A 12,697-nucleotide genomic window follows, 5' to 3' on the forward strand; every position below is an offset into this window, starting at 1 on the left:
GGCAATTCATTGTCAAAATGGATTTGACAGTGTTGCAGTTGCTGTCGTGTTTTTCCAACAAGGCCCGCACGGCATGCTGGCCGCTTCCCTGCTGGAGCGCCGCCGATGCCGTCCCCCCGCCTGCGCCATGAGGCGATCTTCCTGCTGGTGTTCGCCCTGGATCTGGTCAACATGTTCATCGCCACGGTGGCCTATCCGGCACTGGCAGCGGAACTGCACGCTGATGTCGGTACCCTGGCCTGGGTGGGCACCGCCTACATGCTGGGCCTGAGCGTGGTGATTCCGCTGGCGCCCTGGTTGGCCGCGCGCTGTGGTGAGCGTCGCCTGCTGCTGGTGGCGTTGCTGTTGTTCGCGGTTGCCGCTGTGCTGGCCGGCGCAGCACCGGGTATCGGCTGGCTGCTGGGCTGGCGCCTGCTGCAGGGGCTGGCCGGTGGCCTGCTGATTCCGGTGGCACAGGCGGCAGCGTACCGACAATGCACGTCCGACCAGCGTGGCGCGCTGACCCGCCGCATCCTGCTGGTGGCGCTGCTGGTGCCGGCACTGGCGCCAGCGCTCGGTGGGCTGCTGGTGCAGTGGTTGTCCTGGCGCGGCGTGCTCTGGGCCAGCCTGCCGTTGGCGGTGGTGGCGATCAGCCTGGTGCTGGCCTGGATGCCGGCCGATGGCGCGCGCAGTGCGCCGCGCCTGCAGGCCTATGCGCTGTCCACCGCGATGCTGGCGCTGGGCGCGCTGCTGCTGGCGTTGACCTGGCTGGGTGAACCCGGCCATCGGGCCGCCGGTGCCGTACTGCTGTTGATCGCAATGCTGTTGGCGGCGGCCCACCTGCGGCATGCACGGCAGCAGACGCAGCCCCTGCTGCGCTGGTCGCTGCTGTCCCATCGGGGCCTGCGCCTGGCGATGCTGGTCTATCTGGCAGTGCCCGGTGTGTTCATCGGCAGCCAGCTGGTCAGTACCCTCCAGCTGCACCAGGCCGGTTACAGCGCGGCACGCATCGGCGGGTTGATGCTGCCCTGGGCGTTGGCCTCGGCCATTGCGATCACGGCCAGCAAGCGCCTGCTGGCGCGCTTCGGCCCGGCCACGGTACTGCGTGCGGGCATGCTCCTGCAGGCCAGCGGCCTGCTGTTGATGGCGCTGCTGCCGCAGCCGGCCTTCGCGTTGGCCGGGCTGCTGTTCGCGCTCATGGGCGCCGGCGGCAGCCTGTGCAGCAGCACCGCGCAGACGCTGGCCTTCCAGGGTGTGGAAGGTGAGGCGCTGGGCGATGCCAGTGCCCTCTGGAACCTCAACCGTCAGCTCAGTTTCTGCCTTGGTACTGCCGCCATTGCGCTGCTGCTGGCATTGGCCATGCAATGGCTGCCGGCCCACGCCACCGGCATGGCGCTGGGTCTGGCCGCGGTACTGACCCTGCTGCCCCTGGCGCTGTTGCGTCGGCCGCAGAGGATCACCCTTTCGCAACCGGAGAACACTTGATGGCTACCACCGCAGAACATGAAATCCACCACCTGCACGACAAACTGCAGGCCTGGTTCCGGGCCGAGGTGGCTGCGGATGCGCTGGAGGATCTGGTGGCGCACTTCTGTGCAGACTTCAGCATGGTCGGCATCGCGGGTCGCAGGCTGGACCGGAAGGCCGTGCAGGCACTGTTCGCGGGCGGTCATGGCGCGCGTCCAGGACTGCAGATTTCCATCGACGCCGTGCAGGCGGTGGAAGCGCCATCACCGCTGGCGGTGCTGCGCTATCGCGAAGGGCATTCGCTCGATGGCGGCCAGCCCACATGGCGAGAGTCGCTGGCGGTGCTGCGCCAGGAGCAGGGGCGTTGGCGTTGGCTTGCGTTGCACGAAGTGCCGATGGCCTGACCGGTAGTGCCGGCCGCTGGCCGGCAACCGCGTAACGCGCCCCAGGATCATGAAGTTGCCGGCCAGCGGCCGGCACTACCGGTTGTTGGCGAGCGCGGCGGCACTGCGGGCACATGTGCCATCAGTCCTGCCTGCATCCGCCGCAGAATGCAAAGCCCGCCCACACCTCACGGCTCAAGGCAGGAGTAGGCTTGAGGCTTTCCTGCCGGGAGGGGTTGTCCATGCGTGTGCGTGCCGTCGCTGTAGCCATTGCCCTTTGCCTGTCCAGCACCGTGCTGGCTGCCGATACCCCGCCGATGACCCCGGACATCAGCGGCAAGCCCTTCGTTGCCCCCGATGTCGGTCGTGACTACGACAAGCGCGTGGTGATGGTGCCGATGCGCGATGGCACCAAGCTGTATACGGTGATCGTGGTGCCCAAGGGCGCCCGCAATGCCCCGATCCTGCTGACCCGCACGCCCTACGATGCCGCTGGCCGCGCCAGCCGCAGTGATTCGCCGCGCATGCGCGACCTGCTGCCGCAGGGCGACGAGGTGTTCGTCGACGGCGGTTACATCCGCGTGTTCCAGGACATCCGTGGCAAGTACGGCTCCGAAGGCGATTACGTGATGACCCGGCCGTTGCGCGGGCCGTTGAACAACACCAAAGTCGACCACTCCACCGACGCCTGGGACACCATCGACTGGCTGGTGAAGAACGTGCCGGAGAGCAATGGCAAGGTCGGCATGCTCGGCTCGTCGTACGAGGGCTTCACCGTGGTGATGGCGCTGACCGACCCGCATCCGGCGCTGAAGGTGGCCGCACCGCAGAGCCCGATGGTCGATGGCTGGATGGGCGACGACTGGCTCAACTACGGTGCGTTCCGCCAGGTCAACTTCAACTATTTCGCGATGCAGACCGAGAAGCGCGGCAAGGGTACGCCGCTGCCCAGCCTCGGCTATGACGACTACAGCACTTTCCTGCGGATCGGTTCGGCTGGCGACTACGCGCGCTTCACCGGCGTGGACCAGCTGACCTGGTGGAAGAAGCTGGTCGAGCACCCGGCCTATGACGGCTTCTGGCAGGGTCAGGCGCTGGACGCGGTGATGGCGAAAACACCGTTGAAGGTGCCGACCATGTGGCTGCAGGGCCTGTGGGACCAGGAGGACATGTGGGGCGCCAACCACGCCTACCAGGCAATGGAAGGGCGCGACAGCGGCAACAACCGCAATTACCTTGTGATGGGGCCGTGGCGGCACAGCCAGGTGAACTACAGCGGCAGTGAGCTGGGCGCGCTGAAGTTCGACGGCGATACCGCGCTGCAGTTCCGCCATGATGTACTCAAGCCGTTCTTCGACCAGTACCTGGTGGACGGTGCGCCGAAGGCGGACACGCCGCCGGTGCTGATCTACAACACCGGCGAAAACCACTGGGATCGCCTGAAGGGTTGGCCGCGCAGCTGCGACAAGGGCTGTGCCGCCAGCAGCAAGCCGCTGTACCTGCGGGCCGGCGGCAAGCTGGCATTCCAGGCGCCGGCGGCGGGCGAGGGTGACTTCGAGGAGTACGTGTCCGACCCGGCCAAGCCGGTGCCGTTCGTGCCGCGTCCGGTCCGCTTCGGTGACCGCGACATGTGGACCACCTGGCTGGTCAAGGACCAGCGCTTTGTCGATGGTCGCCCGGACGTGCTGACCTTCATCACCGAACCGCTGACCGCGCCGCTGCGCATCGGCGGCGCGCCGGTAGTGCACCTGCAGGCCTCGACCAGTGGCACCGACAGTGACTGGGTGGTGAAGCTGATCGACGTGTATCCGGACCAGGAAGCGTCGACGCCGGAGATGGGTGGTTACGAGCTGCCGGTGTCGCTGGCGATCTTCCGTGGCCGCTACCGCGAAAGCTTCAGCGATCCGAAGCCGCTGGCGGCGAACCAGGTGCTGCCGTACCGCTTCGACCTGCCCAACGCCAACCACACGTTCCAGAAGGGCCACCGGGTGATGGTGCAGGTGCAGTCCAGCCTGTTCCCGCTGTACGACCGCAACCCGCAGACCTACGTGCCGAACATGTACCTGGCCAAGCCAGGCGATTACCAGAAGGCCACGCAGCGGGTCTGGCACAGCGCGGCGCAGGCGAGCTACATCGATCTGCCGGTGTATTGAGGCGGAGAGGATGACGCCGGGCATAGCCCGGCAGCACGCGGTAGTGCCGGCCGCTGGCCGGCATCCGCGATGGCGCGGGAGCGTGTCGACCAAGGTCGACACCCACCAGAGCGGAGCCATGGCAGGTCGATTCAGGCGGGTGTGGTAGTGCCGGCCGCTGGCCGGCATTCGCGATGGCGTAGGAGCGTGTCGACCAAGGTCGACACCTACCAAGGCTGGGCCATGGCATGCCGATCGACCAAGATCGACACCTGCCAAGGCGGAGCCATGGCATGTCGATTCAGGCGGGTGGGGTAGTGCCGGCCGCTGGCCGGCATCCGCGATGGCGCGGGAGCGTGTCGACCAAGGTCGACACCTACCAGGGCACAGGCCTCACCCCACCTTCGAAGGGCCCGTGCGCCAGCGGCTGGGGACCAGGCCGAAACGCTTGCGGAATGCCGCGGCGAAGTTGCTGGGATGACGGTAGCCGCTGGCGGCGGCGGCCTGCTCGACCGTCCAGCCGTCCTCGCGCAGGCCCTGTTCGGCGTGGCGCATGCGCTGCTCGTGCAGGTAGTCGAACACCGAGCAGCCGTACTGCTGGGCGAAATGACGGCGCAGCGAGCTGGGGCTCATGCAGGCCAGCTGGGCCAGCTCGACCAGGCTATGGGCGTGACTGGGCTCGTCATGCAGGTAGGCACGCACGCGCTCCAGGCGCTCGCGCTGGCCGGCCCGCAGCGTTCGTACAGGGTCGGTCTGCAGATCCTCGGCCTTCAGGCCAACGGCCAGCAGCTGCAGAGCAACGCCCTCGCGCCACAAGGCGTCGATGCCATCTTCCCATGGGCTGTCGAACAACTGGCCGAGTACCGGCAGCAGGGTATGCGGAATGGCCCAGTGGCGGCATTCCAGGTGGCTGTTGAGCGCGGTCTCCAGCTGCGGCAGATGGAACAGATCCGGATCGATCTGGCCGGGCACCATGACGCTGACGCCGCGCATGCGCGTTTCGCCGGGATGCGCACCGGTCATCTCGACCTGCTCGCGGTGGTGCGCGGTCATCGCCGTGCCGGCGCGCAGGGTGAAACCACCGCGTCGCGGAATGCGCACATCGACCTGGCCCTGCAGCATCACGCGGATGGCCAGGCCGGGACTCTGCTGGGCGGTCGCTACATAAGGAAAGCGATTATGGACGTCGGAGGCGATCAGGCTCATGCCGCCGCGCAGGAACTGCTCGTTGACCTCGCCATGGCCGGCCCACTGGTCGTCGCGCAGGTGTTCCGGGTCAGCGCGGTAATCGAAGCCATGACGGTGGCCAAAGCGGCGGTAATCGGCAAAAGTGAAGTATCGGGACATCGCTCGGCACGTACTTTGGAGGTGGACGCTGGCATTACCTCGCCCACGCGCTCTGCAACGCAGATGCAGATCCGGTCGTTACCCGCGCAGGCATGCTGGGAAGCAGTGGCGTGGGCACTCTGGATGGCTGGGGAAACGCCAGATTGAATGGAGTGTGTCGAAGAAACTGGAAACGTTTCCCATTGTCGCCTCGATTCGCGCGCTTTTGATTCCAATAGGGTCAAAACGATTGACGATTACGGCCAAAGTGAAAATGCCGCCGAGCATACGCCGGCGTTTTGCATGCATATCCGTACGTAATTCCATACATCAACTTGAGTTGAGGTTTCATGGGTGGAACGATCACCCGTAGACGCGGTGTCAGCCAGGCCATCACAGGCACGCGCGTAGGGTGGGGTAGTTGGCTGCTGCAGGCCACTTCGATACCCCCACTGATGGAGAACGCAGATGATTGATTACCAACTCACCGGCAAGACCGCGATCGTGACCGGCGGCGTGTCCGGCATTGGTCTGGCCGTGGCGCAGACCTTGGCGGCGTCCGGCGCGCGGATCTCGGTCTGGGACCTGAAGCAGGATGCGGTGGATGCCACCGTGGCGCAGTTGCGCAATGCCGGTGCACAGGCGATTGGCATCGCGCTGGACGTCACCGACGACGCAGCGGTGGAGGCGGCGGTGCAGCGCACGATCAAGGAACTCGACGGCCTGCATGTGGCGGTCAACAACGCCGGTATCGGCGGGCCGGCCGCCAGCAGCGGTGACTATCCGATCGATGGCTGGCAGCGGGTCATCGACGTCAACCTGACCAGCGTGTTCCTGTGCCAGCGTGCGCAGATCCGGGCAATGCGAGCCGCTGGAACCGGCGGCAGCATCATCAACATGGCCTCGATCCTGGGCCAGGTGGGGTATGCCGGTTCCACCGCTTATGCGGCCGCCAAGCACGGCGTGGTCGGGCTGACCCAGACCGCCGCCTGGGAACATGCCGCCGACGGCGTTCGTGTCAACGCGGTCGGCCCGGGCTTCATCAGCACACCGCTGCTGGAGAAGATGGACCCGAAGGTGCGCGCCACGTTGGAAGGCCGTCACGCCTTGAAGCGGCTGGGTACTGCCGAGGAAGTGGCGGCGCTGGTGGCCTGGCTGGCCAGCGACGATGCGTCGTTCGCGACCGGCGCGTACTACGCCATCGATGGTGGCTACCTGGCGCAGTGAGCGAATGCGGTCAGTAGATCCACGCCATGCGTGGATGAATGCGCGCGGTGAAGAAGGCGTGCCATCGCCTTCACCGCCGTCCCACGACCGCCGAGCAACGCTCCGGGAAAAACCCCCGGAGCCTTTGCCATGGAACTCACCCAGGATGTCTCGATCCTGCTGCGCGTTGCCGCAGCGATGCTGTTCGGCGGCGTGCTCGGCGTCGAGCGCGAGATGGGCAAGCACGCCGCTGGCCTGCGTACGCACATGCTGATCGCAGGGGCCGCCGCGTTGATCGTCGGCCTTGGCGACTCGGTGGCCGAGCATTTCCAGCAGGAGCGTTACCGCGACCTGCTGCAGGTTGATCCGGTGCGCCTGATCGAAGCGGTGGTGGCCTGTGTCGGCTTTGTTGCCGCTGGCACCATCCTGCGTGGGTCACGCGAGGACCAGGTCAGCGGCCTGACCACGGCCAGCTCGCTGATCATGGCGGCGGCCATCGGGATTGCGGTGGGGATCAGCAAGTACGTGATCGCGATCGGGGTGAGCGTGCTATGCGTGCTGGTGCTGGCGGTGATGCGGCGGTTGGAGAAACGGATCTCGTAGGGAATCTCGAATTGCCGGCCAGCGGCCGGCACTACCATGGCGATCTTTATGGTCGGACCAATATGGCATCTAGCCCTATGGTCTAATAGGCTCTCCGTCGGAGTGGCGGTTAAATCCGCTGCAAGTGGTCTGATCGAAACCATTATTGGTACGACCAATAATCAGCCACGGCGATCCACCGCCTGCGGTGGGGCACCTTCCGCATCCAGTCGAGAGTCTTCATGCAGCCCTGGCAACACCTGTACGACCCCGCCGGCAACCTGTGGTTGTCCAGCCTGATCGCGCTGCTGCCGATCGCGTTCTTCTTCGTTGCCCTGGCCGTGCTGCGCATGAAGGGCTGGCTGGCCGGCACCATCACCGTGGCCATCGCGCTTGGCGTGGCCCTGCTGTTCTACCGCATGCCGTTGAGCCAGGCGCTGGGCGCGGCCGGCTTCGGCTTCGTCTACGGCCTGTGGCCGATCGCGTGGATCATCATCGGCGCGGTGTTCCTCTACAAGGTCTCGGTCAAGACCGGTCAGTTCGACATCATCCGCGCCTCGATCCTGTCGGTGACTGAAGACCAGCGCCTGCAGATGCTGATGGTCGGTTTCGCGTTTGGTGCCTTCCTGGAAGGCGCGGCCGGTTTCGGTGCGCCGGTGGCGATCACTGCGGCGCTGCTGGTCGGGCTGGGCTTCAAGCCGCTGTATGCCGCCGGCCTGTGCCTGATCGTCAACACCGCGCCGGTGGCGTTCGGTGCAATGGGCATTCCGATCATCGTGGCCGGGCAGGTCACCGGCCTGGATGCCTTCGAGATCGGCCAGATGGCCGGCCGCCAGCTGCCGTTCCTGACCGTCATCGTGCTGTTCTGGATCATGGCGATCATGGATGGCTGGCGTGGCATCAAGGAAACCTGGCCGGCGGTGCTGGTGGCCGGTGGCTCCTTCGCCATCGCGCAGTACCTGACCTCCAACTTCATCGGTCCGGAACTGCCGGACATCACCGCCTCGCTGGCGTCGCTGGTCTGCCTGACCCTGTTCCTGCGCCGCTGGAAGCCGGTACGGATCTTCCGCTTCGATACCGAAACCAGCGCCGAGGCGACCGCACAGGCACTGGAGGCGCCGCGCTACAGCGTCGGCCAGATCGCCAGGGCATGGTCGCCGTTCCTGATCCTCACCGCGATGGTCACGCTGTGGAGCATCAAGCCGTTCAAATCGCTGTTCGCGGCGGATGGCCCGCTGGAAGGCTGGGTGCTGAAGATCCCGGTGCCAGGCTTGGACCAGCTGGTGCAGAAGATGCCACCGATCGTGGATGCGCCGCTGAGCTATGACGCCGTCTACAAGTTCGACTGGTTCTCGGCCACCGGTACCTCGATCATCCTGGCCGGGGTGATCGCCATCATCGCGCTGCGCATGCCGGCCCGGTCGGCGCTGCAGACCTTCGGCGAGACCGTGCGTGAGCTGCGCATGCCGATCTACTCGATTGGCATGGTGCTGGCGTTCGCCTTCATCGCCAACTACTCGGGACTGTCTGCCACGCTGGCCCTGGCGCTGGCGCATACCGGCGACGCGTTCCCGTTCTTCTCACCGTTCCTGGGCTGGCTGGGCGTGTTCCTGACCGGCTCGGACACCTCGTCCAATGCGTTGTTCTCGGCGTTGCAGGCGACCACAGCACAGCAGATCGGCGTGTCCGACGTGCTGCTGGTGGCGGCCAACACCACCGGTGGTGTCACCGGCAAGATGATCTCGCCGCAGTCGATCGCCATTGCCTGCGCGGCGGTCGGCCTGGCCGGCAAGGAGTCGGACCTGTTCCGTTTCACGGTCAAGCACAGCCTGGTCTTCACCACCATGGTCGGCCTGATCACCCTGGCCCAGGCCTACTGGCTGACCTGGATGATCCCCTGAGCCATGCACGGCTGGCCGACCACCCGCTGCGCGCTTCGGGCCACAATGGCGCCATGAGCATGCAACGCATTTCGGACAAGGTGGCCGCACAGCTGCGCGGCCTGGTGCAGGAACAGCGGCTGCAGCCGGGTGACCGGCTGCCGGCCGAGCGCACCCTGGCGGTGCAGCTGGGGGTCTCGCGCACGGCCTTGCGCGAAGCCATCGCGCAGCTGGCCAGCCAGGGCCTGCTGACCGCACGGGTTGGTGGCGGTACCTACGTGGCCGAACCGGCGGCGCGCGCGCGGCAGGCGCTGGATGAACCGCTGGCGCCGTACCTGCCGCTGTTCCAGGGCGACCCGGAATACCGCTTCGACGTACTGGAGATCCGCCATGCGCTGGAAGGCGCCACCGCCTGGCATGCGGCGCTGCGTGCCACCGACGAGGACCGCACGCGCATCGCGCAGGCCTTCCAGACCATGATGGACGCGCACGGCAAGGACGACCCCACCGGTGAAGCGGAGGCCGACGCAGCCTTCCACCTGTCCATCGCCGAGGCCTCGCACAACCTGGTCCTTCTGCAGGTGATGCGCGGCCTGTTCGAACTGCTGCAGACCAACATCTCGCAGAGCCGCGAAAAGCTCTACACCTCGGCGAGGACCTTCTCGCCGCTGTCCGACCAGCACCGCGAGATGATGGACGCGGTGCTGGCCGGCGACCCCGAACGCGCGCGCGCCGCCGCGCATGCCCACCTCGAGTTCGTGCACACCACGCTGCGCACGCTCGATGACAACGAAGCCCGGCGTGCGCGGGCCTCGCGTCTGCCTTCCCCACACGGTTGACCCCATGATCATCTCCGCCTCCACCGATTACCGTGCTGCAGCGCAACGCCGGCTGCCGCCGTTCCTGTTCCACTACATCGATGGCGGCGCGTATGCCGAGCACACGCTGAAGCGCAACGTTTCCGACCTGTCCGACATCGCGCTGCGCCAGCGCATCCTGCGCAACATGTCCGACCTGAGCCTGGAAACCGAGCTGTTCGGCGAAACGCTGGCGATGCCGGTGGCGCTGGCGCCGGTCGGCCTGACCGGCATGTACGCCCGGCGCGGTGAAGTGCAGGCAGCGCGCGCGGCCGACAGCCGCGGCATTCCGTTCACGCTGTCGACCGTATCGGTGTGCCCGATCGAGGAAGTGGCACCGGCCATCCAGCGGCCGATGTGGTTCCAGCTGTACGTGCTGCGCGACCGTGGCTTCATGCGCAACGCGCTGGAGCGGGCGCAGGCCGCGGGCGTGACCACGCTGGTGTTCACCGTGGACATGCCGGTGCCGGGCGCGCGCTACCGCGATGCACACTCCGGCATGAGCGGCCCGAATGCCTCGCTGCGCCGTATCGGCCAGGCCATCACCCATCCGCACTGGGCGTGGGACGTGGGACTGTTCGGCCGTCCGCATGATCTGGGCAACATCTCCACCTACCGTGGCAACCCGACCGGGCTGGAGGATTACATCGGCTGGCTGGGCAGCAACTTCGATCCCTCCATTTCCTGGAAGGACCTGGAGTGGATCCGCGAATTCTGGAAGGGCCCGATGGTGATCAAGGGTATCCTCGACCCGGATGACGCGCGTGATGCGGTCAGGTTCGGTGCCGATGGCATCGTGGTCTCCAACCACGGTGGCCGCCAGCTGGACGGCGTGCTGTCCACCGCACGCGCACTGCCGGCGATTGCCGACGCAGTACAGGGCGATCTGAAGATTCTCGCCGATTCGGGCATCCGTACCGGCCTGGACGTGGTGCGCATGTTGGCGCTCGGTGCCGATACCGTGCTGCTGGGGCGTGCCTTCGTCTATGCGCTGGCCGCGCAGGGCGAGGCCGGCGTGGCCAACCTGCTGGACCTGATCGCCAAGGAGATGCGCGTGGCGATGACACTGACCGGTGCGCGTCGCATCGCTGACATCGGCCGCGATTCGCTGGTCAGCCTGCCATGAGTGGCCACGATGCCGTGCTGGCACAGTTGCGCGACGCGGTCGGCAGCCGCCATGTACTGACCGGCGACAAGGCCACGCGCCGCTTCCGTCGCGGCTACCGCTTCGGCGATGGCCCGGTACTGGCGGTGGTGCGCCCGGGTACCTTGCTGGAACTGTGGCGCGTGCTGCAGGCAGCGGTGCAGGGTGGGGTGGCGATCATCCTGCAGGCGGCCAATACCGGGCTGACCGGTGGCTCGACCCCGGACGGCGATGACTACGGCCGGCCGATCGTGCTGGTCAGCACGCTGCGCCTGACCGGCATCCAGCTGTTGAACGAAGGCCGCCAGGTGCTCTGCCTGCCCGGTGCCACGCTCGACCGCCTGGAGCAGACGCTGGCACCGCTGGGCCGTGAACCGCATTCGGTGATCGGCTCGTCCTGCATCGGCGCCTCGGTGCTGGGCGGCATCTGCAACAACTCCGGCGGCGCGCTGGTGCGCCGTGGCCCGGCCTACACCGAGCTGGCGCTGTACGCGCGGGTCGATGCGCAGGGCCAACTACAGCTGGTCAACCATCTCGGCATCGCGCTGGGCGATACGCCCGAGCAGATCCTGCAGCGCCTGCAGGCAGGCGACTACAGTGCGTCGGATGTGGGGGACGGCGACGGCCGCGCAGCCTCCGATCCGCGCTACGCCGACGAAGTGCGCAAGGTCGACGCCGATACCCCGGCGCGCTTCAATGCTGATCCCAGCCGCCACTACGAGGCTGCCGGTTCGGCCGGCAAGCTGGCGGTGTTCGCGGTGCGCCTGGATACCTTCGAAAAGGAGGCCGCCGAAGTCTTCTACATCGGCAGCAACCGCACCGACAGCCTCACGGCGATCCGTCGCCAGCTGCTGACCGGCTTCAAGCGCCTGCCGATTGCCGGTGAGTACATCCACCGCGATGCCTACGACATCGGCGAGCGCTACGGCAAGGACAGCTTCCTGCTGATCGACCGCCTCGGCACCGCACGTGTACCTGCCGCGTTCGCATTGAAGAGCCGCGTCGACGGCTGGTTCGAACGGCTGGGCCTGCGTGGGGTGACCGACCGGGTGATGCAGGTGCTGACCGGCCTGCTGCCTTCGCACCTGCCCAAGCGCATGGGCGAGTTCCGCCAGCGTTATGAGCATCATCTGTTGCTGAAGGTCTCCGCGCAGGACGCAGCAGAAACCGAGGCCTGGCTGCGCGACTTCTTCACTGGCCACGAAGGTGGCTATTTCCACTGCACCGCGGAGGAGGGGCGCAAGGCGTTCCTGCATCGCTTCGCCGTGGCCGGTGCCGCGGTGCGCTACCGCGAAGTGCATCGCGGGCAGGTGCAGGACATCGTGGCGCTGGACATTGCCCTGCGCCGAGATGATGCCGATTGGTTCGAGCAGTTGCCGGCCGATATCGACGGCCGCCTGCTGCACAAGCTGTATTACGGGCACTTCCTGTGCCACGTGTTCCACCAGGACTACATCGCGCGCAAGGGTGAAGACCCGATGGCGATCGAGCACGCAATGTGGGCATTGCTGGACCAGCGTGGTGCCGAGTACCCGGCCGAGCACAATGTCGGTCACCTGTACCCGGCCAAGCCGGCGCTGGCCGGGTTCTACAGGCAGCTGGACCCGAGCAATACGTTCAATCCGGGCATTGGCCAGACGTCGAAAGCCAAGGGCTGGGGTGGCTGCGATTGCGGATGATGTAGAGCCGACCCTATGCTCGGCTGCTCCTGCCGACAGACAGCAGACGAGCATGGCTCGAC

The 12,697-nt window shown here is 66.6% G+C and carries 10 protein-coding genes; 9 read left to right on the plus strand and 1 reads right to left on the minus strand.

Annotated elements, in window-relative coordinates; translation table 11 throughout:
- Positions 1–105 precede the first annotated feature (105 nt).
- The 3 genes from AC5P68_RS16420 to AC5P68_RS16430 all read left to right on the plus strand — a co-directional run bounded on the left by AC5P68_RS16420 (position 106) and on the right by AC5P68_RS16430 (position 3,982).
- Positions 106–1,464, plus strand: coding sequence for an MFS transporter (locus tag AC5P68_RS16420; protein WP_049403510.1), 1,359 nt, complete (start codon positions 106–108; stop codon positions 1,462–1,464).
- The gene (locus tag AC5P68_RS16425) at positions 1,464–1,850 is read left to right on the plus strand and encodes a DUF4440 domain-containing protein (protein ID WP_033833907.1); all 387 of its coding nucleotides are present in this window, start codon (positions 1,464–1,466) and stop codon (positions 1,848–1,850) included. Before AC5P68_RS16420 ends, AC5P68_RS16425 begins: the two co-directional genes overlap by 1 nt.
- A 221-nt stretch (positions 1,851–2,071) precedes the next feature.
- Positions 2,072–3,982, plus strand: coding sequence for a CocE/NonD family hydrolase (locus AC5P68_RS16430; protein WP_049403509.1), 1,911 nt, complete (start codon positions 2,072–2,074; stop codon positions 3,980–3,982).
- 372 nt (positions 3,983–4,354) lie between these two features.
- Here AC5P68_RS16430 and AC5P68_RS16435 read toward each other — a convergent pair whose 3' ends face one another.
- Entirely contained in the window at positions 4,355–5,308 is a 954-nt protein-coding gene (locus tag AC5P68_RS16435; protein ID WP_049431010.1) for a helix-turn-helix transcriptional regulator, read from the minus strand.
- Between the two features lie 447 nt (positions 5,309–5,755).
- Here AC5P68_RS16435 and AC5P68_RS16440 point away from each other — a divergent pair, with 447 nt between their 5' ends.
- The 6 genes from AC5P68_RS16440 to dld all read left to right on the plus strand — a co-directional run bounded on the left by AC5P68_RS16440 (position 5,756) and on the right by dld (position 12,635).
- A complete protein-coding gene (locus tag AC5P68_RS16440; RefSeq protein WP_049403507.1) occupies positions 5,756–6,514 on the plus strand; it encodes an SDR family NAD(P)-dependent oxidoreductase in 759 nt (252 codons plus the stop codon).
- A gap of 129 nt (positions 6,515–6,643) precedes the next feature.
- Entirely contained in the window at positions 6,644–7,096 is a 453-nt protein-coding gene (locus tag AC5P68_RS16445; protein WP_005413774.1) for an MgtC/SapB family protein, read from the plus strand.
- 221 nt (positions 7,097–7,317) lie between these two features.
- On the plus strand, positions 7,318–8,976 hold the full coding sequence (gene lldP, locus AC5P68_RS16450) for an L-lactate permease (protein WP_111108301.1): 1,659 nt from the start codon (positions 7,318–7,320) through the stop codon (positions 8,974–8,976).
- A 53-nt stretch (positions 8,977–9,029) separates the two neighbouring features.
- On the plus strand, positions 9,030–9,794 hold the full coding sequence (lldR, locus tag AC5P68_RS16455) for a transcriptional regulator LldR (protein WP_049403505.1): 765 nt from the start codon (positions 9,030–9,032) through the stop codon (positions 9,792–9,794).
- A 4-nt stretch (positions 9,795–9,798) separates the two neighbouring features.
- Entirely contained in the window at positions 9,799–10,938 is a 1,140-nt protein-coding gene (lldD, locus tag AC5P68_RS16460; RefSeq protein ID WP_049403504.1) for an FMN-dependent L-lactate dehydrogenase LldD, read from the plus strand.
- Entirely contained in the window at positions 10,935–12,635 is a 1,701-nt protein-coding gene (gene dld, locus AC5P68_RS16465) for a D-lactate dehydrogenase (RefSeq protein ID WP_049403503.1), read from the plus strand. The genes lldD and dld overlap by 4 nt, the downstream gene beginning before the upstream one ends.
- Positions 12,636–12,697 lie beyond the last annotated feature (62 nt).

It is taken from the genome of Stenotrophomonas sp. YJH_SMC_58, from assembly GCF_059369635.1.